At 41.9% G+C, this 25,921-nt stretch carries 19 protein-coding genes; 17 read left to right on the top strand and 2 right to left on the bottom strand.

All coding sequences use genetic code 11. The features are described from left to right. Positions 1-427: 427 nt before the first annotated feature. On the bottom strand, positions 428-2,527 hold the full coding sequence (locus tag FCL54_RS03730; protein WP_138123357.1) for a M28 family peptidase: 2,100 nt from the start codon (positions 2,525-2,527) through the stop codon (positions 428-430). A gap of 426 nt (positions 2,528-2,953) precedes the next feature. Between FCL54_RS03730 and FCL54_RS03735 the strand changes: the two genes are divergently transcribed. The 8 genes from FCL54_RS03735 (at position 2,954) to FCL54_RS24550 (ending at position 13,934) form a co-directional block, all read left to right on the top strand. Next, complete coding sequence (locus FCL54_RS03735) at positions 2,954-3,973, top strand: asparaginase (RefSeq protein WP_138123359.1); 1,020 nt, start codon at positions 2,954-2,956, stop codon at positions 3,971-3,973. Positions 3,974-3,991: 18 nt separating this feature from the next. Further along, positions 3,992-5,617, top strand: a complete 1,626-nt coding sequence (locus FCL54_RS03740) for a glutathione ABC transporter substrate-binding protein (RefSeq protein WP_246055126.1) — start codon at positions 3,992-3,994, stop codon at positions 5,615-5,617. A 68-nt stretch (positions 5,618-5,685) separates the two neighbouring features. Then, positions 5,686-6,606, top strand: coding sequence for a glutathione ABC transporter permease GsiC (gene gsiC / locus FCL54_RS03745; RefSeq protein ID WP_138123361.1), 921 nt, complete (start codon positions 5,686-5,688; stop codon positions 6,604-6,606). 12 nt (positions 6,607-6,618) lie between these two features. Next, a complete protein-coding gene (locus FCL54_RS03750) occupies positions 6,619-7,542 on the top strand; it encodes an ABC transporter permease subunit (protein ID WP_138123363.1) in 924 nt (307 codons plus the stop codon). A gap of 19 nt (positions 7,543-7,561) precedes the next feature. Next, on the top strand, positions 7,562-8,548 hold the full coding sequence (locus FCL54_RS03755) for an ABC transporter ATP-binding protein (RefSeq protein WP_138123365.1): 987 nt from the start codon (positions 7,562-7,564) through the stop codon (positions 8,546-8,548). Between the two features lies 1 nt (position 8,549). Continuing rightward, on the top strand, positions 8,550-9,521 hold the full coding sequence (locus tag FCL54_RS03760) for an ABC transporter ATP-binding protein (protein WP_138123367.1): 972 nt from the start codon (positions 8,550-8,552) through the stop codon (positions 9,519-9,521). Between the two features lie 13 nt (positions 9,522-9,534). Continuing rightward, entirely contained in the window at positions 9,535-11,226 is a 1,692-nt protein-coding gene (locus FCL54_RS03765; RefSeq protein ID WP_171016671.1) for a sigma 54-interacting transcriptional regulator, read from the top strand. Positions 11,227-11,867: 641 nt separating this feature from the next. After that, the gene (locus FCL54_RS24550) at positions 11,868-13,934 is read left to right on the top strand and encodes a sigma-54 interaction domain-containing protein (RefSeq protein WP_138123371.1); all 2,067 of its coding nucleotides are present in this window, start codon (positions 11,868-11,870) and stop codon (positions 13,932-13,934) included. A 99-nt stretch (positions 13,935-14,033) separates the two neighbouring features. On the opposite strand, the gene pepV is transcribed toward FCL54_RS24550, so the two are convergent. Then, entirely contained in the window at positions 14,034-15,461 is a 1,428-nt protein-coding gene (gene pepV / locus FCL54_RS03775) for a dipeptidase PepV (protein WP_138123373.1), read from the bottom strand. Between the two features lie 280 nt (positions 15,462-15,741). Here pepV and FCL54_RS03780 point away from each other — a divergent pair, with 280 nt between their 5' ends. From FCL54_RS03780 to FCL54_RS03820, 9 genes are all read left to right on the top strand, one after another. After that, the gene (locus FCL54_RS03780) at positions 15,742-17,388 is read left to right on the top strand and encodes a peptide ABC transporter substrate-binding protein (RefSeq protein WP_138123375.1); all 1,647 of its coding nucleotides are present in this window, start codon (positions 15,742-15,744) and stop codon (positions 17,386-17,388) included. Between the two features lie 57 nt (positions 17,389-17,445). Beyond that, positions 17,446-18,381: an ABC transporter permease gene (locus FCL54_RS03785; RefSeq protein ID WP_138123377.1), complete on the top strand. Its 936-nt coding sequence runs from the start codon at positions 17,446-17,448 to the stop codon at positions 18,379-18,381. 6 nt (positions 18,382-18,387) lie between these two features. Next, the gene (locus FCL54_RS03790) at positions 18,388-19,350 is read left to right on the top strand and encodes an ABC transporter permease (protein WP_138123379.1); all 963 of its coding nucleotides are present in this window, start codon (positions 18,388-18,390) and stop codon (positions 19,348-19,350) included. Positions 19,351-19,385: 35 nt separating this feature from the next. Beyond that, positions 19,386-20,423, top strand: a complete 1,038-nt coding sequence (locus tag FCL54_RS03795) for an asparaginase (protein WP_138123381.1) — start codon at positions 19,386-19,388, stop codon at positions 20,421-20,423. Between the two features lie 372 nt (positions 20,424-20,795). Next, positions 20,796-21,479 (top strand): FadR/GntR family transcriptional regulator, encoded by a 684-nt coding sequence (locus tag FCL54_RS03800; protein ID WP_138123383.1) that lies wholly within the window; start codon positions 20,796-20,798, stop codon positions 21,477-21,479. Positions 21,480-21,490: 11 nt separating this feature from the next. After that, a complete protein-coding gene (locus FCL54_RS03805) occupies positions 21,491-22,696 on the top strand; it encodes a trans-sulfuration enzyme family protein (protein WP_138123385.1) in 1,206 nt (401 codons plus the stop codon). Then, a complete protein-coding gene (locus FCL54_RS03810) occupies positions 22,693-24,006 on the top strand; it encodes an ABC transporter substrate-binding protein (protein ID WP_138123387.1) in 1,314 nt (437 codons plus the stop codon). The genes FCL54_RS03805 and FCL54_RS03810 overlap by 4 nt, the downstream gene beginning before the upstream one ends. 49 nt (positions 24,007-24,055) lie before the next feature. Beyond that, positions 24,056-24,997 carry a carbohydrate ABC transporter permease gene (locus tag FCL54_RS03815; RefSeq protein ID WP_138123389.1) on the top strand — a complete coding sequence of 314 codons (942 nt, stop codon included), beginning with the start codon at positions 24,056-24,058 and terminating at the stop codon, positions 24,995-24,997. After that, on the top strand, positions 24,997-25,824 hold the full coding sequence (locus FCL54_RS03820; RefSeq protein WP_138123391.1) for a carbohydrate ABC transporter permease: 828 nt from the start codon (positions 24,997-24,999) through the stop codon (positions 25,822-25,824). Before FCL54_RS03815 ends, FCL54_RS03820 begins: the two co-directional genes overlap by 1 nt. The last annotated feature ends 97 nt before the right edge of the window (positions 25,825-25,921 follow it).

Consider the following 25,921-nt stretch of genomic DNA (forward strand, 5'->3'; position numbering starts at 1 on the left):
GTACCTTGTCCCACTATTTTGTTCCTTTTCTCTATATTTCTGTAGATGGCCTTGTTTAAAAGTTAATTTTTTTGCTTTGTTGTCTTATTATGGAGGAGTCGATGATTCACTTAGAGATTATTCTTAGTCAAACATAGCCTTTAATCAAACGTTTGATTAAAGGCTATATTCGTTGTTCTTCAAATGTTTAGCTGGGTAATCTGAAACCGTAATTAGTAGGGGGCCATAGTATAACTTTGGTGCATAAAAAATAGCTGGCTCATTTACCAGCTATTTTTTCTTTATTTAGTAGATGTACAAGTATTGTTATCTGAGTAGTGTACAGACACATTTTTACATGGAACATAAGGATCTAGATTTTCCTGGTGTTTTTTCCTCTATAGGGAGGGACAAGGAACCTGTCCCTTTGTCCCTCTCTTTGTCCCTCTTATTTTTTTATTGCCGATTTAACTGTATTTGTAGCGTCTTTCAGTGCTGATTCGAGTGCATCAGAAGCCTGCTCCAAAGCTTTACTATCTCCAGCTTCGATGGCTTCTGCTAAAGCAGGAAGCGGGAGGGCTGCATACCCGGTTGTCATGCCCGGAGCCCAAACTTGATGCTTGTACCATGGCCGTTCAGGTAATCCTTTGTCATTGATTAAATCACGTTCCTGTGCAAGCATCGCGGCATTTATGTTCTTAAGCTTATGCGTTTCCGGACCTTGAATTCCATCATCAATCATATCAGCAGCTTTTATTTCTAAAGCAGATGCTGCAAATTGCCATTCCCTTGCCTGTGCTTTAACGGTTGAAAGATCAACTCCTTCGTTCTGCTCCAGATTTTCCAGTAGTTGAACAACTTCCCGCGCATAAGCGGAGTATTGGAAAGGTAAAACGTCAGCGTTAGCTAAACGAAGAGCGGCAAGTCCAACGAGCTGTGCTCCTGCAGCATGGTGCTGGTAATCCGGATCGTCAAACCGTTGAAGCGCATCTAAATTATCATAAAAACTATGGTAAAGTCCTCCCGGTGAGCCAAAGCCCATTCCTAGCGAAGGTACACCGATATGTTGAAGGAAAGCAGTATAATCCGATCCGCTTCCTAACTGCCCGAGACGAGGTTCTTTATTTCCTGATCGAGCAAACCAGTCATCATAAACAGAGGTTCCGGTTCTTGGTTCTTCAACTTCTTTTGTAACCGAATAGATAAGCTCATCAAGAGATGGAACAGAAGAAGCCCCAAAATATTTCCCGCCTAAGCCATCCATATTTAAATAAGCTACAGCATTTTTTGTTAAATCTTTTCGTTCTTCCTCCACCCATTCCGTCGATCCTAACAGGCCGTATTCCTCGCCATCCCATCCGGCAATGACAATCGTTCGATCAGGTCTCCAGCCCTTTTGGTACATTTCGCCAAGTGACCGTGCGATTTCCATCGCTGTTGACCAACCAGAGGTGTTATCGTTTGATCCATATACCCAGGTGTCCCGATGAGCACCAATAACAATTTTTTCTTTAGGGAACTTCTTGCCCTTTATCTCAACAATGACATCGTTTACCGGCTGGTTTTTATATTCAATGTCTAAAGATAGTTTAACTTTGGTAGGGCCAGGACCGATTTTGTAATCGATCGGCAGTCCGCCTTGCCATGATTCAGGGGCTGATTCGCCTTCCATTGCAGCTAAAAGAGGTTCAGCTTCTCCATACGAAATAGGTGTTGTCGGAACAGTAGGAAGGGAATCCGCATCTGCTGGATCAATCCGTTTTGTGCCCTTTTTAGAAGCAGTACCTGGAGTGAGTGGATCTCCTGGATAATTAAAAATGTAGAGGATACTTCCTCTCTGGATACCGTCTTCCGGAAGCCATGGTCCTTCAGGGTATACTGGTCCATGGACATAATCTTCAGGATCTGAGTACAAGAGGACCCCGGCAGCACCGCGTTGTTCTGCTTGTGAAGGCTTCACACCGCGGAAGTTAGCACCATATCGTGCGATCACAATTTTATCTTTTACAGAAATGCCGCGCCTCTCCAATTCTTCAAAGTCTTCTGGCCTGCCATAATTTGCATAAACGATTTCAGCCTCCACTTCCCCTGCAGGCGAGTAAGCATTATATCCCTGGACAATCTCATTTGCGTAAGGGGTGCCCTCTGGAATGTTTTCGATGACGCTTAACTTACGCTGTTGTGGTGCAGTCTGGCTGACCGAAATGCTTTTGGGCTTGGACATATAGACATCATACGATTTAACTCTTGGCTTTAACCCTGCTTCTTGAAGTTGTTGGACAGCATAGTTGAGGGAAGCATCATTTCCTTCTGTAGCAACTTTGGAGGGACGGGAACTCATTGCTTCCGAGTACTTTTTAATAGAGGTCGATTTTACAGAATCTAAGTAGTTTTGTTCAAACTCATGTTGCCAATGAGATTTGTCTTTTGAAAATCCGTTGATAGATTCGGTGTTTGTTTCCGCATTAGCTGGCAAAGCAAGTGGTGTTAGTAAAGACAACGAAAAGACACTACTCAACAATAAATGCCGACTTTTTGATCGTTTCATTCAGATAGCCACTCCCTTATCATTTTGCCATTATACTAGCAGAGTTCTTCATAAGTTCATATGGTAGTTTGTTAGTATTTTACAATAATGGAAAATGGGGATTTAACGAAAGTAGGAAACAAAGCCTATGTAAATTGGAAAGTATTTTTTGGAAGTTTTGTCGAAATAAGAGGAAATAGGAAAATTACGGGGATTTTATGGCTTATAAGCTGGGGACAATTGGACAGGTTCCTTGTCCCATTCCTAGTTATCATATTTAGAACTCTATTTTTATCATGGTTAATTAAGTATATATTAGTATTTTTAATTCCTTCACAAAACACAATTTGTTAAAATTTTCATAAATAGGTTGAATTAGGTTGAAATATGATGTAATCTAGTTTTAATTATTAGAAAATTATTAATTTTAAAAATTGGAGGTGAATTATGGGAGCAGAAAAGGTAGTGAACGTGTACCGAAACGGAAGGTTGGAAAGTTCTCATATGGGTCATATTGCGGTGGTAAATGCGAAGGGAGAGTTGCTTTACGAAGTCGGGGATGTGAACCGGAGAACATACGCCCGATCTTCGGTTAAGCCAATCCAGGCGATACCACTCGTCGAAACAGGTGCTGCAGACTTCTTCAACTATTCAGAGGCAGACCTATCCATCGCATGTGCTTCCCATAGTGGGGAGGAGCAACACACGTCAAGGGTAGCAGATATCCTCCAACGATCTGGCATCAACGAAGACAGGCTTCAATGCGGCCCCCACATTCCGCACTCACAGGATACATACAAGCAACTGATTGCAAATGGGGGAGAACTGACATCGGTCCATAGCAACTGTTCAGGAAAACATACGGGCATGCTAGTTACGGCGAAATATATGGATGAACCGTTGGAAGACTACCATGAAGCCGGACATCCTGTTCAGCAACGGATCAAAGAGGTTCTGAGTGACCTTACTGAATATCCGGAGGCGGACATCGGCGTAGGAATCGACGGCTGCGGGGTTCCGGTGTTTGAATTGCCGCTTGAAAGGCTTGCGCTTGGCTTTGCCAGGTTAGCAGACCCATCTGGATTAAGCGAAGGACGCAGGGATGCGATCGAAAGAGTGACTTCTGCCATGATGAAGTATCCGGAAATGGTAGGGGGAACGGGCAGGTTTTGCACAGACTTTATGAAAGTGGCAGACGGAAGGCTCTTTGGTAAGGCCGGAGCTGAATCGGTCTATTGTATCGGGGACAGGGAAACCGGCATCGGTATCGCGATCAAGGTCGAAGACGGAAGCGGAAGAGCAATGTATCCGGTTGCACTTGAAGTCCTCAAACAGCTGGGACTGTTGTCAGGTTCACAGCTTGTAGAGCTTGAAGACCATTATAAACCCAAAATTAAGAATACCCGCCAGGAAAAAGTTGGCGAAATTGTTGCTTCTTTTAAATTAAAAAGTGCAAGTCCACTATAAAACAAGGGGGAAAATTTTTTGTTGAAGAAAAGCTATCAATTGCTGTTGTTGGTCGTATTGGCATTTTCACTCGTTTTAGCAGGCTGTTCGAGTAATTCTACTAGCTCGAACGGTGGAAAAGACTCTGACAGTGACGGAAAGTTGAAAGAAGCGGAAGAGCAGCCGCTTGCTAAAAAGGAAGGAAACAGTATCACAGTTGGTGTGGCGGACAACTTCATCAGCATGGACCCGCATGATACGAATGATACCCTTTCTTATTCTGCCCAAAAATCGATGCTCGAGGGATTGGTTGGTTTCGATAAAGACATGAACGTCATTCCCGTGCTTGCGGAAGATTACGAAGCGAGTGACAATGCGAAGGAATTTACGTTTAAGCTAAGAGAAGGTGTGACCTTCCATGACGGAACCCCATTTAACGCAGAAGCGGTTAAAGTAAACGTCGACCGTTTAGCTGACCCTGATAACAATCTGAAGAGACACAGCCTTTTCTCTTTAGTCGATAAAACAGAAGTGGTGGATGAGTACACCGTGAAGGTCTCGCTGAAAGAGCCTTTTGGTGCGATGATTAATAACTTCGCCCATCCGGCAGCGATGATGATCAGTCCGAAAGCGTTAGAAGAGTATGGCAAGGATGTAGCGCGCAACCCGGTTGGGACAGGGCCTTATAAATTTTCTGAATGGGAGCCCGGTGACCACCTATCCGTTGAAAAAAATGAAGACTACTGGCAGGACGGGCTTCCTAAGCTGGATGGCATCACGTTTAAACCGGTACCGGAAAACGGTTCACGTGTAGCGATGCTGCAGACAGGTGAAGCGGACTATATCTATCCAGTCCCAACTGAGCAAGCGAACGAAATTCAGGGGAAAGATGGCATCGTAATCGAGAGCGATCCGTCTATCATTGTTCGATACATGTCTATGAACACAAATAAAGAGCCGTTTAATGACCTGAAAGTGCGCCAGGCGATCAACTATGCGATCAATAAAGAGGCGTTCGTAAAAGTGGTGATGCAAGGGTTCGGCAGCGAACTGGATTCAGTCATCGCCCCGAACACGCAGTTCTACTCTAAGCAGGATCCGTACAAATACGACATAGAAAAAGCAAAACAGCTTTTAAAAGAAGCGGGCTACGAAAACGGATTTGAAGCAACGATCTGGGGTTCCAACAACTCCAGCACTATGAAGGGGATGGAATTTTTGCAGCAGCAGCTATCGCAGGTCGGCATCAAGCTGGATGTCGAGCCGATGGAATCCGGTACGATGTCAGATAAGATCTGGTCGGTCGAGAATCCGGAAGATGCGGAAATCGAGCTTTACTATGGCGGCTGGTCTCCTTCGACAGGTGATGCAGACTGGGGGATCCGTCCGTTGTTAGGCGGAGAGTCATTCCCTCCACAATCGTATAACACTGCTTATTATAAAAATGATAAAGCGGACAAATTGATCAACGACGCTCTTCAGACAGCTGATCCTGATGTTCGTGAAAAGGCATATGCCGACGTCCAAAAGATTCTATGGGAAGATGCACCATGGGCGTTCCTGGCGGTGACGAACACGATGGGTGGTAAAAAGAACTATCTCGAAGGCGTATACTTGTTGCCTGATGGGTCGTTAAGCGTTCAGGAAGCGGAAATCAAACAGTAAATCGAAAGACTCGGGCGCTAATCTAATTAGCGCTCGATTATTATCCTGTTCATCAGGGAGGGCTATACATGCTTAAGTATTTTGTTAAACGAGTAGTTGGCATCATACCGATTTTAATCATTGTCTCGGTACTTATTTTCTTGTTCGTACATATGATTCCGGGTGATCCTGCACGCCTCGTAGCAGGGCCAGATGCATCATATCAGGATATTGAACTTGTACGGGAGCAGCTTGGACTGAACGAGTCGCTTCCTTCGCAATATTTTAGTTTTGTGGGGAACATTTTCCAGGGCGATCTCGGAACGTCACTAAAAACGAAGCGGCCAGTGTTTGATGAATTGGCAACGCGCTTTATGCCGACCTTCTGGTTAAGTGTATGGAGCATGGCATGGGCAGTGCTGATCGGCTTGCTCATCGGGGTCATTTCAGCCACAAACCGTAACAACTGGAAAGATTATCTGGGAATGTTCGGGGCAGTATCCGGAATTTCCTTGCCTTCTTTCTGGCTGGGTCTCATGTTGATCCAGCTCTTTTCCGTGAAGTTAGGATGGTTTCCAACCGGCGGGCTCGATTCCTGGAAAAGCTATGTTCTGCCTTCTTTAACGCTTGGAGCAGGGGTAGCGGCTGTAATTGCGAGGTTCACCAGGTCGTCCCTCATGGATATTTTAAAAGAAGATTATGTGAGAACTGGCAGGGCAAAAGGGCTTCGGGAACGGAAGATTGTATGGGACCATTCCTTGAAGAACGCACTGATCCCGGTAGTTACCATGACCGGCCTTCAGTTCGGCTTCTTGTTGGGGGGTTCGATCGTTATCGAGACGGTGTTCAGCTGGCCGGGATTAGGGCGGTTGTTGATCGACTCGGTATCGTTTCGGGATTATCCGGTCATCCAGGCCTGTATGCTATTGTTTGCCCTGGAGTTTATCCTGATAAACCTTGTTGTTGACTTGCTGTATGGTGTCATGAATCCACAAATCAAGTATGAGTAGAAGGAGGGGGAGATGGTGGGACAACCCGAACCAGCTGTACCAAAAAATGACCCAAAAGGACCGCGGGTCGATGTGAAAGACGAAAAAAAGAAGGTGAAAACGCCTTTCTCGGAGTTCTGGAAAAAATTCAAAAAGCAGCGCCTGGCACTGTTTGCGGGTATCTTTATCGTTCTGTTATTGATACTGGCAGCAATCGGGCCGTATATCACACCTTACGGATCAGAAGAATTCGATTATGACAATATATTGGTCGGCCCCTCCCTTGCTCACTGGGCGGGTACGGATGCTTACGGAAGGGATATTTTCAGCCGGATTATCGCCGGGACCAGGATATCGTTGTTCGTCGGGTTATGTTCTGTCTTGTTAGGAGCGACGGCCGGAACGATCCTCGGGTTGATCAGTGGGTTTTATGGTAAGTGGCTCGATAGCTTGATCATGAGAATGTGTGATGTCATGTTTGCTTTTCCTGGCATATTGCTTGCGATCGGTATCATTGCAGTTCTTGGACCGGGACTTGGAAATGTGATCATCGCGGTTTCGATCTTTAGCGTGCCGATCTTTGCAAGGATTGTCCGGAGCACAACGTTAGCGGTAAAAGCGACCCTTTTTGTGGAGGCGACGAGGTCGTTGGGAGCGACTAACCGGCGCTTGATCTGGAAACATATTTTCCCTGGCACAACGAGCAGCATCATCGTGTACTTCACGATGAGGATCGGAACAGCGATCCTGATTGCCGCGAGCTTGAGTTTCCTTGGGTTGGGTGCGCAGCCTCCTACGCCTGAATGGGGTGCGATGCTTAGTTCGGGCAGGGATTATTTGAACACTGCCCCGCATGTGACGTTCTTCCCGGGTATGGCCATTTTCGTGACCGTGCTTGCGTTCAACCTGTTGGGCGATGGGCTTAGGGACGCACTGGACCCTAAGATTAAAGATTAAGGAAGGGAGGGCAAAACCTATGTCTGAAAACCTGTTGGATATCAATCATTTAAAAACGCATTTCTTCAGCGACGAAGGAGTGGTACGCGCCGTGGATGGGGTGAGCATTTCTATCAAAAAAGGAGAGACGGTCGGAATCGTTGGGGAATCCGGCTGTGGAAAGAGTGTAACCTCGCTTTCTGTGATGCGACTGTTAAAGGACACACCGGGAAAGATAGTCGATGGCACGATCGAATTCGATGGCAAAAACCTGCTCGATGTTTCAGAAGGGGAGATGAGGGCGATCAGGGGGAATGACATCGCGATGATTTTTCAAGAGCCGATGACTTCCCTCAACCCTGTTTTTAAAATCGGTAAACAGATCCAGGAAGCGGTCGAGCTTCATTTAAAATACGATAAGAAAAAGGCGCGCCAGCATGTCATCGATATGCTCGATTCGGTAGGGATTCCGAGGGCGAACGAGATCGTCGATGAATACCCGCACCAGTTATCAGGAGGAATGCGGCAAAGGGTCATGATCGCGATGGCGATGGCATGTAAACCGAAGCTCTTGATCGCAGACGAGCCGACAACCGCCCTCGATGTGACGATTCAAGCACAAATCCTCGAATTAATGAAAAAGTTAAAAGAGGAAGAAGAAACAGCGATCATGTTAATAACGCATGACCTGGGTGTCGTTGCAGAGATGTGCGATCGGGTGGTCGTCATGTATGCCGGAAAAGTGGTGGAAGAAGCGAGTGTTTATGATCTCTTCGATAACCCCCAGCATCCGTATACGAAAGGATTGCTTGCTTCTGTTCCAAAGATGCGCCAAAACGTAAAACGACTCGGGTCCATCCAGGGGAACGTACCAAGTCCAGATGATTTGCCGGTAGGCTGTAAGTTTGCACCGCGTTGCCCGGCAGCGATGACTATTTGTTGGGAAAAAGAACCAGAGCTTGAGGATCACAAACAGGGACGATGCCGCTGCTGGTTATACGACTCCGAGTTGGTGAAGGAGGTATAAGATGGGGACCCCATTGTTAGAAGTAAAGGAACTTAAAAAGCATTTTCCATTGAATAAAGGCTGGTTTGGCCGGCAAACCGGATCGGTAAAAGCAGTAGACGGCGTTTCGTTTGTTATTAATGAGGGGGAAACGTTAGGTCTTGTCGGAGAGAGCGGCTGCGGAAAGTCGACAACCGGCAGGATGATCATGAGTCTTCTGAAGCCCACCGACGGCCAGATATGGTTCAAAGGCCAGGAGATCAGCAAGTTAAAAGACGATGAGGTACGCGATTTGCGGAAGGATTTCCAAATGGTCTTCCAGGATCCGTACGCTTCGTTGAACCCCCGGATGAAAGTAAAGGATATCGTTGCAGAACCGCTCATCATCCATGGGGAAAAGGACAAGGGCGTTATACAAAATCGAGTGGATGAACTGATGAAGACCGTGGGATTGAACGCCTTTCAAGCCGACAGGTACCCCCATGAGTTTAGCGGTGGGCAGAGGCAAAGGATAGGGATCGCCCGTGCACTGGCTGTGAAGCCGAAGCTGATCATCGCCGATGAACCTGTTTCGGCACTGGATGTATCGATCCAGTCCCAGATCCTTAACCTGCTGCAAGACCTTCAGGAAGAAATGGGTTTGACCTACCTGTTTATCGCCCATGATTTGAGTGTGGTGGAACATATTAGCGACAGAATCGGTGTCATGTATCTCGGCCGCCTTGTTGAGGTAGCGGATAAAGACTCCTTATACGATGAGCCACTCCATCCTTATACACAGGCCCTAATCTCAGCTGTGCCTGTTCCAAATCCACGCTTAAAGCGGGAGAGAATCATTTTAAAAGGAGACATTCCGAGCCCTGCGAACCCTCCGACGGGTTGCCCGTTCCATACACGGTGTCCAAAAGCGATGGACATTTGCAAAACGAAAGTCCCTGTCATGAGAGAGGCAAGAGAAGGGCACTATACTGCTTGTCATTTATATGAAAGCTAAGAGGCTGATGGTGATGGAAAGAAAACTAGTAGTAATCGCGATCCAGGAAGAATACTTAGCTATTATCTCCAAGCAGATCAAAGAAATAGTCGGAGACATGATAAAAGTAAAATCCATTACAGTAAAAGACATAACAAAGGAATCTGTCAGCCCAAACGATGTCGTATTGTTGTCTGGTATCTTTATAAAAGAACTGATACTGCCTTTTATACCTGTTGATGCAAGATGCGTGATAGCAAAAAGAGCAATTAATATCGTTAACTTGAGAGACTTGATCGACTTGCCAAAGGGACAGAACATCCTGATTGTGAACGACAACCGGATCAACACGAAGGAAACCCTTGAAATGCTGACTCAAATTTTATTTGAGCATCACTATCTGGCATATGATCCGGAGCATCCTTTTCCGGAGAAGATCGATTATGTCGTAACACCAGGGGAGAAGCACCTTGTCCCAAAAGCATTTGCGAAGGTGATCGACATTGGACCGAGGGTGCTGGACCTTGAGACGCTGCTTGAATTGTTCGAAGCGTTCGGTCTGCAAGAACAAAGTTCTGTTTTTGTAAAAAGGTATATCAAATCACTCGTATCGGTCACGAAGGTTTCCTATGGAAACGATCCGAAAGCTTTTTTAACAGAGTCAGTAAAGACAGCGGCATCAAGGAGTTTTGAAGATATTGTAGCATCCAGCTTGAAAATGAAAGAGCTCGTACATATCGCACAAAAAGTTGCTAAAACCCACTATCCGGTCTTGATAACGGGAGAAAAAGGAACAGGCAAAACGATGCTGGCAGAGGCGATCCATAATCATTCTGCTGTCTCCGATCATCCTTTTGTAACCGTGAACTGTTCGATGAAAAACAATGAACTGCTGGAGGAAGAGTTATTCGGGGTAGATGATAATCCTGGTTTAGTAGAGTTGGCCCACGGCGGGACACTATTTATCAAGGAAATAGACCATCTCCCACACTCTATCCAGAAACGTGTCGTTCAGTACCTGGAGAACAACCATCTTTTCCGGATTGGCAAAAAAAACGCCATCCCGATCAATGTAAGGCTGATTGCAACAAGCAATAGCGATTTAAATTCCCTGGTCCAGAGCGAAGCCGTGGTGACAGATCTTTATTATTACCTGGCTCCTTTTAGTATGAACGTTCCATCATTCAATAGTCGGAAGGAAGACCTGGAACCTCTGATCGATGCCTTCTTGAAGCAGTTCTCACAAAGCGATGTGCATTTTTCAATAGAGGTATTGGAAGCGTTCCATCACTATCACTGGCCGGGAAACGTCCGGGAACTGTATAACGTCATCTCTTATTGCGTTTGCCTGGAAGAGAAAACAATCACAAAGGCAAACCTGCCATTATTCTTCAACGGGGAAGTAAAGGAGAAAGAACAGGACATAGGGCTGGAAACCAAATCCATTATCGAAAGTATCGAAAAACATGGATTTTTAGACGAAAGCATCGCGATATTGACTGTTTTTGAAAATGGCAAGAAAATGCAAAAGTCCTTCGGAAGAATAAAAGTCCGCAAGCAACTAGAAGAGAAGGGCATCACCCTGACAGACCAACAGCTGCGCAGCAGAATGGAAGTACTCGGCGACCTTGGACTGCTGCTCGTCAGACAGGGAAGAGCTGGATCGACCATCTCCAGGGAAGGCAGCTTCTTCCTGCATGCGATGTCTGCTACGAATAAAAAGTAAGCGAACATACCCCTTAATCAAATGTTTGATTAAGGGGTATGTTCACTTAAAATTTGATTCAATTCAAGTGTCATAAAACTAAAAACAACTATGGTCACGATCATTACAGTCTCTTCTTAAAAAAGAAAAAACCTCTTTTTCTTTTTTCCCTTTGTCTGCAGTTCCTTCTTGACCATTTCCGCTTCTTGCAGCGTCATGTCTTTTATGGGACATAGGGACGTTTTCCCAGCCACAGTTATTAGTATAGTTGTTGTTACAGAACTTTTAACATTCCATACATTATTATAAATAAGGTGAAAAATAGGACGAAAATATGAACACCCCCTTTAATCAAGCGTTTGATTAAAGGGGGTGTTCGAAGTGGGTGCAAAAGAGATAAGGACCGTGTTCTCTTTAATACTATAGAACAAACTGAGAGCGCTTATTTTTTAATTAGAAAATAGTTACGCTAAAAATCGCATTTAGCAATAGGACTTATCTATTCCCTATCCAAATTCCTTCGCTACTTTTGGCCCAATATCGTCAATTCTAAGCAGTTCTTTCGTAGACCAGGATTATATTCAAAATAATTCAAATTAACTGTCGAAAATTGGAAGGTATGGTGTTAGTATATGGAAAAGAGCTTTTAGTAGGTGGGAAATTTGAGTTATAAAACAATCTTAATCATAGCTTATGAAAAAAACGCTTTAAACTCCATGGTATCTCAATTATTAGATATTGGAATAAGAGATTATTTTAACATTGAAGCCCGAATAGTTGAAGATATAGATCATTCCAGTATTGAAAATGACACCATGGTACTTCTATCAAGCCACATAGTTTACAAAATGGTAAAGCCGTTTTTAAATGATGATATTCCATATATAATTTCTAAGCGCATGATAAATTTTTCCAAAATAAGACACATTCTTGAAATTCCGAAAGGAGAACGTGTGCTTCTTGTTTCGAACTTAAAAGGAACAGCGAAAGAGACGATAGATATCTTTCAGGAAATTGGGGTTCAGCTTGAATTGGAACCTTACTATCCTGGTGCAAGTTTCTCAACAGATATAAGTACAGCCATAACCCCGGGTGAGGTTCAACTTGTTCCCGGTTCGATTAAGAAGACAATTGATATAGGATCTCGAATAATCGACATTTCTACCATTTTTGAAATTTTTAATAGATCAAACATCACTTCGTTTTCATATAATCATCTTTCTGCTCGATATATGCAGTCTCTCCTACAAATTACAGATGAGTTAAGCGATGAAATATTAAAATCAAAAGTATTGCAGACAAGTCTGGAGAGCATAATTAACAATATAGACGATGCGGTTATCGTATATTCTCAACATGAACGGATTAGAGCTGTTAATCAGAGGGCTTTAAATTTATTGAACCTGAATCATATAACAGTGATCAACAGAAAAATGAAAGAAATAGTATCTTCCACATTAGTAAACTTTATTAGAAAGCTTGAGGTCGACGAGGATCAATTTTTCGAAGTTAATAAGGAAGCCTTTTACGTGAGAAAAAAAGATTTACGAGTAGAAAATCAACCGTTTGGTTCCCTTATTATTTTTAGAGAGATAGATGAGATCCGCAAAATTGAACACGAGTTTCGAAATAAATCAAAAGAAAAAAACTTGGTAGCCAAATACTCATTTAAGGATATTAAAACGGAAAGCAATTCTATCCACCATATTAAAAACATTTCAAAGAAGCTGGCTAAGAGTGATTCAACCATTCTTTTGCTCGGGGAAACCGGCACAGGAAAAGAAGTGTTCGCCCAGGCAATTCATAATGCCTCGACAAGAAGCAATTATCCTTTTGTCGGCGTTAATTTCGCTGCGATCTCAGAGACTCTACTTGAAAGTGAACTTTTCGGTTACGAATCTGGTGCCTTTACAGGTGCAAAAAAGAACGGTCACATCGGGCTCTTTGAACAAGCCCATAAAGGGACTATCTTCCTCGATGAGATTGGAGATGCTTCTCCTTCTATACAAAACCGGCTGCTTAGAGTCCTGCAAGAAAAACAGATCATGAGATTAGGCGGTGATCAGGTTATTTCACTTGATGTGAGGATTATAGCAGCCACGAATAAAGATTTAAATCAATTAATTCAAGCGAATGAATTTAGAGAAGATCTCTATTATCGATTAAGTGTTTTACCAATAAATATTCCTCCTTTACGATTAAGAAAGAACGATATATTGCCTTTGTTTCATAACTTTGCTGAGGAATTTTATAGTTTATTAAAACGGCCGCCTTTTAAACTTTCCGACTCTGCCAAAAATGCCTTACTAACCTATGACTGGCCTGGAAATATTCGAGAGCTTCGGAATGTAGCAGAGTATGTCGCGCATATTTGCGAGGAAGTTGTTTATGAAAAGCATCTTCCTTTTTCACTCTCGCAACATCATGTTTTAATAGACACAGAAGAATCGGATTCATTGGAGGAGCTGATACAGGAATTCGAACAAAAAGAATTCTTACACGAGCTTGTTCTAATTCTTCACTTTTTAAAAACAGATGGGGCTCCTTCTTCTGGAAGACACGCCATTCTAAACTATCTAAAAGAAAACAATGTGGATTTGACAGACCAACAACTAAGATACAGGCAGAAGTTACTAAATGAAAAAGAGTTAATCTTAATTCAGAGGGGGAGAAAAGGAAGCAAAATTACTTGTCTGGGTGAAAAATTCTTAGAAAAAGTGAAAGGCTGAATATAATTGTCTGGCCATCTTTGTTAACACAATATCTAGATAAACATTGCTGCAAATGTTATCTAGATATTGTGTTGGAGATGTCTGATACTTTGCTTTTTATTCCCTTTCTTCCATATTCGCCAATCCGTAAATGGCTCTTGCGTATATTGCAGTCGCTTTTAACAAATCTTCCATCTCAATGTACTCGTTTGCTTGATGTGCTGTCATTTTCTTTCCTGGAAAAACGGCGCCAAAAGCAACTCCTCTTTTAATAAAACGTGCATACGTTGCACCTCCTGTCGATAGTAGGGAAGGCTCCAATCCAGTTTCATCCTGATATGCCTCTTGAAGGACTTTTATCAACGGTTCATTACTATTCACAAAGTGTGGTTTCTTCTCTCTTACACTCTCAAGCGAAAAAAAGTAATCTTTTATTTTTTCCTCTATAATTTCGATCGTACGAAAGTAAGGGGTGTTTACCGGACAGCGAATGTTAAGTTGAAGAGACCCTTCGTTATTCTCCAATTCCATCACCCCCGGGTTTACAGTCAATTTTCCTGAATAATCATCCTCAAAGTTTATTCCTAATTGCTCGCCGTCATGATCGTTATATAAAACTACTCCAAGGAATTCAAAATATGCTTTTTGATTCGTAGCCATTATTCCTTCTTTATGTAAAAAACTAGCTAAAGTTAAACCAGCGTTAATTCCTTCTGAAGGGTTCATTCCATGAGCCGACTTTCCATATAGGATAATTTCAACTTCCTCACCGTTTGTTGTTACTTTTCCATCAAGCTGTTTTCTTTTGCAAAATTCATCAAATTTCTTCTCAATATCTGTATCCGGGGCGAAAACGATTGCCATTGCCTTTTCTGGTACCATATTTCCTTTGTTCCCTGAAACAAATTTCACTACTTTATTGAGACCAGTGTTTTTTTTAGTTTTAGATTCCTTAAATGTCAATTTAGCATTGATCTGACCTTTTTCAGCATGAATGATCGGAAAAACGGCATCAGGGGCAAAGCCTATTTCAGGCATCGGTTCTGTTTGGTTGTAATACTTCATACATCTCATTCCACTTTCTTCGTCTGTGCCAAAAATGATCCGAATATTACGCTTGATAGGAAGGTCTAATTCCTTGAGAATTTTTAAAGCATAGTAGACAGCAATGGTTGGACCTTTGTCATCAATTGCACCTCGCCCAAAAATCCTGTCATTTTTAATAACCGGGGAAAAAGGGTCCGACTCCCATTCTCCTGTGGCGGGAACAACATCTAAATGGCATAGAATACCAGCATACAGATCTTCGTTGTTTTGCTTATTCCCAAGCTCCGCATACCCAGCATAACCATCGATGTTTTTTACTGTAAAACCATCTCTTTCAGCTAGAGATAACATATAATCTAAAGCTTCTGCGATGCCTTCTCCCATCGGTTTTTGTTTAGAACTGCTTTTAAGATCTTTGATACTCTTGATTTTCATTAAACCAAATAAGTCCTTAATTATATTCTCTTTCACTTTTAATACTTCTTTATACCAGTCCATCTGATCCCCCCTATTAGTAACTATCTAACATGCAATTATTATGCCAGCTAACTAATGTAACTAACATCCTTATTCGCATTAAAAATGGTGGTAAAAATGATAGCCAATTCTTTCTTTTTTGACAGAAATGGTCAACCCAATTTTCCTATCTTAAATTATATAAAACGACAGTTGGTTTCTGAAAATTGTCTACTTTTAGATAATTGTGGAGGGTTAGTAAAAGTTGGTATGAAATTTGCATATTACTCTAGCGAATCAAAATTTTTTAAGGGGGATTAAAATGAATAAAAGATTTGTAAAGAGTTTAACGCTGCTTCTTGTTCTTGGTTTGTTTTTAACAGGGTGCAATTTCTCAGGGAATTCATCCGAGAAAACGGAAGGAAATGCAACCGACGCTTCATCAGAAAAATCTGGAGATAAAACGATCAGTTTAAGTGTTGAAAATGACATTCCCGATCTTAATCAGGTCACCACAACCGACTCTATATCTTTTTCCATTTTAAACAACGTTATGGAAGGGCTCTATCGATTAGATAAAGACAACAAACCAGAGCCAGCGATGGCAAAGGATGTAGATATTTCAGAGGATAAACTTACTTATACTTTCACTTTAAGAGACGGGATCAAATGGAGTAATGGGGATCCTGTAACAGCAGAAGATTTTAAATACTCATGGTTGAGAGCAATGCATCCTGACACTGCAGGTGCTTACTATAATATTCTATCTGACTACATTAAGGGTGCAGCCGCATTTGCAGACGGTACTGGAAAAGCGGAAGATGTTGCCATTGAGGTTAAAGATGATAAAACACTGGTAGTTGAGCTAGAAAAACCAACCCCATATTTCCTTGGTCTAACAGCATTTGTAACCTATTTTCCACTAAATAAAAAGTTTGTCGAGGAACAGGGAGACAATTTTGGTCTGGCTAAAGATGCTATTTTGTATAACGGCCCATATGTTCTTACTGATTATGACCAGGCGAAAGGTGTAACGTTTGAAAAGAACAAAGAATATTGGGATAACGATAACGTAGATGTCGAAAAAATTGATTTGAAAGTAATTAAAGAACAGGGGACTGCTTTAAATTTATATGAAGCAGGAGAATTAGATCGTGTAAACCTTGCTTCCTCTGACGTGAATGAATACAAAGACTCACCTGAATTTGGAACAAACGTTAATTTCCGTTCTTACTATATCCAGTTTAATTTAGGCAATGAATCGATCAACAATGACAACATTAGAAAAGCGCTACAGCTAGCTTATGATCCCAAAGTTTTAGAAGAAGTTATTTTGAATAATGGCTCAGAGGCGGCCTACGGTCTGATCGCTCCAGGTATGACCGGTCCGAATGATCAAAGTTTCCGTGAAGCGCAAGGGCCAGTTATCAAACCTGATGCAGCCAAAGCGAAAGAGCTGTGGGAAAAAGGAGTCGAAGAGCTGGGGAAAGCACCGGAACTCGAATTATTAACAGCCGATGACAGTGTTTCTAAGGATACAGGAACATTCTTACAAAGTGAATATAAGAAAAACCTTGGCATTGAAATCTCATTAGTCACTAAACCATACAGTGGGCGCCTTCAGGCGATGAGAGATGATAAATTCCAAATGGTAGTTTCGGCATGGGGTGCAGATTACAATGACCCAATGACTTACATGAACCTATGGGTAACCCCTGAAAGAGCGTTCCGCGGACATTATGCGAGCGATAAGTATGATGCGCTTGTAAATGGTGCGCGTGATGAAGCGGATGAAACTAAACGTATGGAAATGTTCATGGAAGCAGAGAGAGTAATGCTTGAGGAAGATGCTATTCTAGGGCCGCTGTATTACCAGGGTATGGCTTATCTTCAAAAAGAAAACGTGAAGAATCTTGTCTTCCATCCGTACGGAGCTTCATGGGATTATAAATACGCTACGGTTGAATAAAAATGGTGAATGGAGAGGGAATCATCTCTCTCCTCTCCTGATATTGGAGTGTTTTCATTGAAAAAATATGTAAGCATAAGACTGTTTAACATTATTGTGACGTTATTGATCATCGCCACTGCTACTTTCTTTTTAATGAAACAGCTGCCGGGGTCTCCGTTTAATGAAGAGAAACTTGCAGATCTATCAGAAGAGGCGAGACAGGAGTTTTATGCCAAATATGGCCTGGATGAGCCTTTGCTGACTCAATATGGTATTTATCTTCAAAAATTGATGACCGGTGATTTAGGAGAATCATTTTATTATAAAGGACAGTCTGTTAACGGCATCATCTCTGATCGAATCGGGCCTTCAGCCCTGTTGGGGACCCAGGCGGTGTTACTTGGATTAACGATTGGACTAATCCTGGGAGTTATAGCGGCTTTTCGGCATAACAGTATATGGGATTTTACGACCATGCTTGTGGCTGTTCTGGGCGTATCGATTCCAAATTTTGTTTTTGCAGCACTATTGCAATATTTCGTTGGGTTAAAATGGGGGATTCTTCCTGTAGCTTTTTGGGAGAGCTATCAAAGTTCTATTCTTCCGACCATCTCCCTTTCCTTAATCGTAATTGCTTTAATTGCGCGATTTGCCCGTAATGAGATGCTCGAAGTTCTCCAACAGGATTATATGGTCACTGCCAGAGCAAAAGGGTTGAGCACCACTTCGATCATATTTAAGCATGCACTACGAAACGCATTGATTCCGATCGTAACCATCTTAGGTCCGATAGCGGTCAGTTTGCTAACAGGATCTCTAGTAATTGAAAACATTTTCGGTGTGCCTGGCATAGGAAGTTTATTCGTTGATTCGATAAAAGTAAATGACTATAGCACTATTATGGGAATCACGATTTTTTATAGCGCTTTTTTTGTCCTCACCATGCTGGTTGTCGATCTATTGTACGGTGTAATCGATCCAAGAATTCGTTTGGCAGATGAGAAGAGGTGATTGGTCATGAAAACTGCTGAAATACCGGATAGAAAATATCATCCTGATTCTTCGCAAGCATTGGACGAAGCCATGTTTGATCCCGTTCATGTAAACGAGGAGGATCAAGAAAAAATATCTTCCCCGCCGCTCACGGCATTTCAGGATAGTTGGCTCCGGCTTAAGAAGAATAAAGGTGCTCTCATTAGCCTTTTTGCCTTGATCGCGATCCTCCTTCTTGCAGTGTTCGGGCCCTATATGAACGAATATACGTATGAACAGACTAACTATGACGCAGCTTACCAGGGACCGAGTTCGGAACATTGGCTCGGAACGGATAAGTTCGGTCGCGACCAGTGGACTAGAATCTGGCAGGGGACGAGAATATCTTTATATATAGCTTTTCTTGCTGCTTTTCTTGACCTCTTGATCGGTGTAACTTACGGAATGATCTCCGCGTTATTCGGCGGAAAAGTGGATAATGTTATGCAAAGGATTATTGAGATTCTAATAGGGATACCTAATCTAATAATTGTCATCCTGCTAATCATGCTGTTGAAACCGGGGATCTTTACCATTACAGTTGCCATGGTTATTACCGGCTGGGTTAACATGGCCAGGCTTGTTCGCGCCCAGATATTCAAGCTGAAAGGGCAGGAATTCATCCTTTCTTCGTTAACACTCGGCGCTTCAAAATTCCGTTTGATCACAAGACATTTACTGCCGAACACGCTCGGCTTAATTATTATCACGATGATGTTTACCATTCCGAGCGCGATATTTACGGAAGCCTTCCTGAGCTTTATTGGTCTTGGGCTTCAGGAACCACACGCTTCGTTAGGTGTATTGATTAACGATGGCTACCAGGCGATGAAAAACCAGCCATATTTGCTGATTTATCCTGCGATCGTAATCATCGCGATCATGGTTAGCTTTAACATGCTTGCAGATGGACTAAGAGACGCGATCGATCCGAGAATGAGGAAATAAATGTTAAGGAAATTAAATAGTAAGGTGTGATGTGTATGACTTATTCAGTAGAAATATACCGAGGAAATCATTTGGAAAGCACTCATCAAGCACATATCGCTGTAGTTAACTATAAAGGAGAACTTCTCTACTCCCATGGAGACCCATACCGGCTAACATTTCCCAGATCTTCCATGAAACCTTTTCAAGCAATCCCACTTATTGAAACAGGTACTGCCGATTTTTTTAACTATCACAATGCAGATATTTCAGTAAGTTGTGCATCTCATAGCGGAGAACCCTTTCATCGTTCCAGAGTAAGCGATATTCTAGCTCGTATTGGACTTCAGGAAAACGACCTTCAATGTGGGACTCATATTCCAAGAGATCATGATAGTTATATTAAACTTATTAAGAGCGGGAAAGAACTAACCCCTCTTTACAGCAATTGTTCTGGGAAACACTCAGGGATGCTTGCAACTGCTGTTAAGATGGGAGAAGACTATGAATCTTATAGAGAGCCCAACCATCCAGTCCAACGAAGAATTATGAAAGCAATATCTGAAACATGTAATATACCGGAGGAAAAAATTCAAATAAGCGTGGATGGTTGCGGAGTTCCAGTACACCGTCTTCCACTCTACAATGCAGCCCTGGGATTTTCCAGATTAGCTGCACATACTACTATCGATGATTCCAGAAGACAAGAAACACTAAAAAGGATCAAAGAGGCAATGACAGAATATCCAGAGATGGTTGCCGGCACAGACAGGTTTGACACTGATCTAATGAGAACATTTAAAGGGAAAATCGTTGCGAAAGCAGGAGCAGAAGGCGTGCAATGCCTTGGAGTTAGTGAAGAAGGAATCGGCATCGCAATAAAAATGGAAGATGGAAACGCGAGGGCATGTAGCGCTGTGACGTTAGAAGTACTTAAACAACTTGGTATCGGTGACAAGCTAATCATGCAATCATTGGAGAATTATATTAATCCGCCTGTGCTTAACATGAGAAAAGATAAAATCGGAGTTATTAAACCTGTGTTTAAGCTTAATGGTGGTACAAAGGGACAGGTTCCTTGTCCCAGTTACTAGGAAGATAGAGGGGAGAGACAAGGAGACGGGGGACAGGTTCGGCGTTCCGCTTGTTCTCTAAGTAAACAAAAACAGGCATTAATCAAACATTTGATTAATGCCTGTTTTTGTGTAAAGAAATCAATTCTTACAAGCGAAAAAAAAGAAGGGAAGGGACCATTCCTGTTTCCCAATGATCTAGTAATCCGATGACAAAAAATAGTAAGCTCTTAAGGTATCCCCGAGTAGAAGGCTTTTGTTTTTAGTTAATTATATAATAATTAATAATATTCAGAAAAATACTTTACTGTACAGAATATTTAGAATATAATAACCTATATGACAGGTGGATAGCCAAATAGGTTAAAAAAGAATTTTAGTAAAGGAGGACAAATGAGTACAATTAAGCGGATGCTGGTTCATGAAATCGTTGCAGAAGAAATTGAACAATATATTAAAAACAAAGACATGAAGAGAGGAGATAAGCTACCTTCAGCCAGTGATCTGGCTGAAATGTATGGAGTGAGCCGTTCTTCTTTACGAGAAGCTCTTCGATATTTAGAAGCAAATGACATTATTGAAGTTTTAAATGGTAAAGGAATCTATGTAAAGGATGGCAGTGCGTTTCGGATTCAGGCAAGTTTTGAAATTCAGAATGAAAAGAAGTTTTTATTACAGATGTTAGATGTGAGAAGGGCACTGGAAGGAAAAGCGGTTGAATTAGCTGTGAAAAATGCCACAGAGCAGCAAATACAACAAATGCAAACTTATCTGGCGGAATATGAGCAATTGAGGGACAAAGGTAAGGATACCTCGAAAGCGGACTTGAATTTTCACCAGACTATTTATCATGCGTCTCATAATCCAGTGTTAGAAACAGTAATTGAGTCAATATCTGATAGTTTGATTAAGTTTTGGTTAAAGCCTTTTGGAATCGATAACATTTTCGATGATACTTTTTCGTTACATGTAGAGCTTTTGAATTCCATTAAGGAGCGTAATTCTATCCAGGCGCAAGAGATTTTCAAAAAACTTATGGACTGTGTTGAAGAAGAAATTAACATGGTTCCAGAATAAGAGGTGTAGATTTGAAAGATAAACATCTATCCCCGGAATACATAGTGACCCACCAGGGCGATGAGTATGAGCGTTTTCATGGGGCAGTTGTAACTCCTATTTATGAAAATTCTTTATTTGTATTTAAAGATTTTACTTCCTTTACTGAAGCGATGAGAGATGAAACAGAAAACTATATCTATTGGAGGGGAAACAATCCTACGGTTGAAGTAGCCGAAAAAAAGCTGGCAGCTCTGGAAGGAGGAGACGCATGCAAGCTATTTTCTTCCGGAATGGCGGCTATTACTTCAGCGATTCTATCTTGTGTCCAGGCTGGTGATCACGTCTTATGCGTAAGTAACATTTATGGACCAGCAAAAAAGCTATTAACTTACCTTGAAAAATTCCACATCGAAACAACCACAATATTTTCCACAGAAACCAACGAGATTGAAAGATCTATAAAGTCTAATACAAGAGTAATTTATCTCGAAAGTCCCACAACCATGACATTCAAATTAGTAGATTTACCTGCAGTTTCAAAAATGGCAAAGCAAAAGGGAATCTCCACAATAATTGATAATACCTGGGCAACACCACTCTATCAAAAACCGCTCAAAATGGGTATCGATATTGTCGTACATTCAGCTTCTAAATACCTTGGAGGACACAGTGATTTAGTAGGAGGGGTGCTGGTAACAAATGAAGCAAGAATGAAAGAGTTGTTTGTACAAGAATTTCAACTGTTAGGTGGGGTAATGCCGCCTTTTGAAGCATGGATGCTGACCAGAGGGTTAAGAACACTTCCGATTAGAATGAAGCAACATCAAGAAAGCACGCGTAAGATCTCAACGTTTTTAGAAAATCACCATGCTGTTAAACAAGTAAACTATCCTGGCCTACCAACTAATCCATATTTTGAATTAGGAAGATCCATGCTCGAAGGCTATAGCGGATTGCTAAGTTTCGAATTAAAAGAAAACAACTATCATGCTGTGAAAAAGGTTATTGATTCTCTGGCTATTTTTCAAATCGGAGTTTCATGGGGCGGTTTTGAAAGCCTCGTTTTGTCACCGAACTACGGAAATAACGAACAACAGCTTAAAGAGCAAAATCTAGATCCAGGATTAATAAGATTATCCATCGGATTGGAAAATACAGAGGAGTTGTTAGAAGACCTGGAAAAATCACTGCATCATGTTGTGACAACAAAAAATAAAAGGGAGGATATTAAATGAACGCTTTAAGGAAATGGTGTGTTCCATTGGTAATGATCGCTATGGTCGTAGGATTGTTGGCAGGATGTTCATCGAGTGAAGAATCCGATGCTGGCAGTGAAGGTGATACGGTCACATTAAAAATGATCGAAAGTTTAACTAGTCCAAACAGAACAAAACTGCTAAAAGAGATGATTTCAGATTTTGAAGAAAAAAACCCAAATATTAAGGTAGAACTCATATCTCCGCCGTTGCAAAGTGCGGATGAGAAAATCGCACAAATGATGATGGCTAAAGAAGACATCGATGTGCTTGAAGTAAGGGACCAGACTGTAAAACAATTCTCTGGCAATGACTTTATTGAAGATCTTTCTCCGTATGTTGATAAATGGGAAAATTGGGATACTGTGAATGAAAACGCAAAAGGCAATGCACTCTTTATTGATGATACACCTTATTTTATACCGTACGGATTGTATCAAAAGACACTGTTTTATAGGAAAGATTGGTTTGAAGAAGCGGGGTTAGAGGTGCCAAAGACCTGGGATGACCTATACGATGCAGCTGTAAAACTAACCGATCCGAAGAAAAACAGATACGGGTATAGCTTCCGAGGAGGAGCCGGATCCTCTGATTACGTCGAATTTACTACCTGGGCTTATGTGGGAGAAGATATCGACCCGGAAGATGGATACTTTTTAAAAGGATCTGATAAAAATATGTTCGCAACCCCTGAGGCAAAAGATGCAATGAATATGTTTGTGAAGCTCTATGAAGATGCTTCCCCACCCGACTCTGTCAGCTGGAGTTATCCTGAGATGGTTCAAGGATTTACATCCGGTGTGACGGCGATGTTAATCCAGGATCCTGAGGTCATCGTGACAGCAGATGAAAAAATGGAAGAGGGAACCTGGGATACAGCACCACTTCCACTGGGTCCTTCGGGAATAGCGCAACAGGCTGTGGGAGCAGCTGGATGGGGGATGACATCTTACTCAAAGCATAAGGATGAAGCCTGGAAGCTGATCGAGTATTTATCAAATCCAGAACAAAATCTATACTTTGCCAAAAACAATTCGCTTATTCCGATTCATACAACAGCTGCTGACGATCCGTTTTTCAAGGAAGGTTATTTTGAGTCCTATATCAAGATGAATGAAAACACAGAGCAGTACCGTGCTGTGAACCGTCCTGTTGATTATCAGGGATGGGGTGAATTCCGTGGGGATGCAGAAAAAGATATCCAGGCGTTATTACTCGAAAAGACTACTGTTGAAGATGTCCTGGAAAAATGGTCAGCATTCTGGAATGAACAAAAAGCCAATAAATAAGAAACAGAGGGCAGCTCAGTGCTGCCCTTTGGTGTAATAGGAGGAAATTATGGTAGACCCACAACCTCAACGAAAGCAAAACGTTGTTTCCCATAAACCATTTTTTACTTTTTCTAAAGAAGGTAAGTTCATTTTCTTATGCTTATTTCCAGCAATGTTACTTGTCAGTGTGTTCATTTATTATCCTCTGTTTAAAGGGGTGCTCATGGCGTTTCAGAATTATACGCTGTTCGATCTGAGCAATCGCGCTTTTATTGGGTTAGAGAACTTTAGGGCAGTTATATCAACTGCCGAGTTTTCCACTGTTGCATGGAACAGTGTCCTCTGGGTGTTCGTCTCCCTTTTCTTCCAGTTAACTCTAGGTTTTATACTCGCGCTTTTGTTGCGCAGGGCATTTAAAGGAAGGGGAATCTATCAGGCGTTTGTCTTTTTTCCATGGGCAATGTCTGGCTTTTTGATCGGCTTGATCTGGCGCTGGATGTTTAACGGGCAGAACGGAGTGATCAATGATCTGTTGTTAAGGACCGGGATTATCGAACAGCAGATACCTTTTTTATCAGATCCGAACTGGGCGATGATCTCGGTGATCATAGCGAACATCTGGTACGGTACGACCTTTTTTGCCATTATGATCTTAGCTGCCCTGCAATCTATCCCAGGGGAGTTATATGAGGCGGCCGATATGGATGGGGCGAATAAAATCCAGCAACTTACAAGTATTACGATTCCATTTATATTGCCTACCTTATTGGCAACAACCCTTCTTCGGGTCATATGGATCTTGAATTTTCCAGACTTGATTTACTCCATGACCAATGGCGGTCCAGCGGGTTCGACCCACATTATAACGACTTATATGATAGAGAAAATTATGTATGACCAAAACTATGGGGAAGCTTCTGCTATTGGAGTCATTATTATCTTATCGTTGTTATTGTTTGCGGTTTTCTTTTTACTTGTAACAAATTACAAGAAGGCGGGTGATTTTTAATGGGGCATGTTTTATGGGTCAGTATGAAACGAACCTTCCTTTTTCTTTTTCTAGTCACTACTTTGTTTCCTTTGTACTGGATATTCATCACATCACTTAAGCCACAAAAAGATATATTCACCTTTCCACTGCAATACTGGCCTGAAAATATTACTTTTGAACACTATGTTAATATGTTTAGCTTTTCGAACTTTCATTTGTACATAATGAATAGTTTAATAGTAGCAGTTGTTGCGGGTATTTTTGCTGTTATAATCTCTATGTTTAGCGGATATGTGCTTGCAAGGTATCAGTTTAAAGGCAAAAACCAGATTGTGCTGGCATTTTTTGTTACCCAAATGATTCCGCTGTTTATTGCACTTGCGCCACTCTACCTTTTAATGTCCAAGCTTAATCTATTAAACAAGTTGTCTGCTTTGCTTTTGATATATACCGTCATGATGATTCCTTTCTGTACTATCATTATGAGAGGTTTCTTTGAAAGGATACCAGCGAGTTTAGAGGAAGCGGCAATGATTGATGGGTGTACCCGAACACAGGCATTATTCAGGGTGATTTTTCCAGTAATGCTGCCTGGGATCACAGCTACGTTTATCTTTGCCTTTGTACAATGCTGGAACGAACTCTTCCTTGCAATTATGTTTATTGATGACGAATCTTCAAAAACAATACCGGTCGCTATGAATTCCTTTATTACAAAGTTTGATATAGATTGGGGAGCTATGTCAGCTGCCACCGTTCTTTCCGTTATACCGACACTGATCCTTTTCGCCTTTTTCCAAAAATATATTGTGGAAGGAGCTACTCAAGGGGCTGTTAAGGGATAAGAGGAAGGACAGGTGGAGAGGGACAAAGGGACAGGTTCCTAGTCCCATTTTAAGTGATGGATAATATAAAAGTATTGTTTCTACACAAACGCCGGGC

Source organism: Exobacillus caeni, from assembly GCF_005747095.1.
GTDB lineage: Bacteria > Bacillota > Bacilli > Bacillales > Guptibacillaceae > Exobacillus > Exobacillus caeni.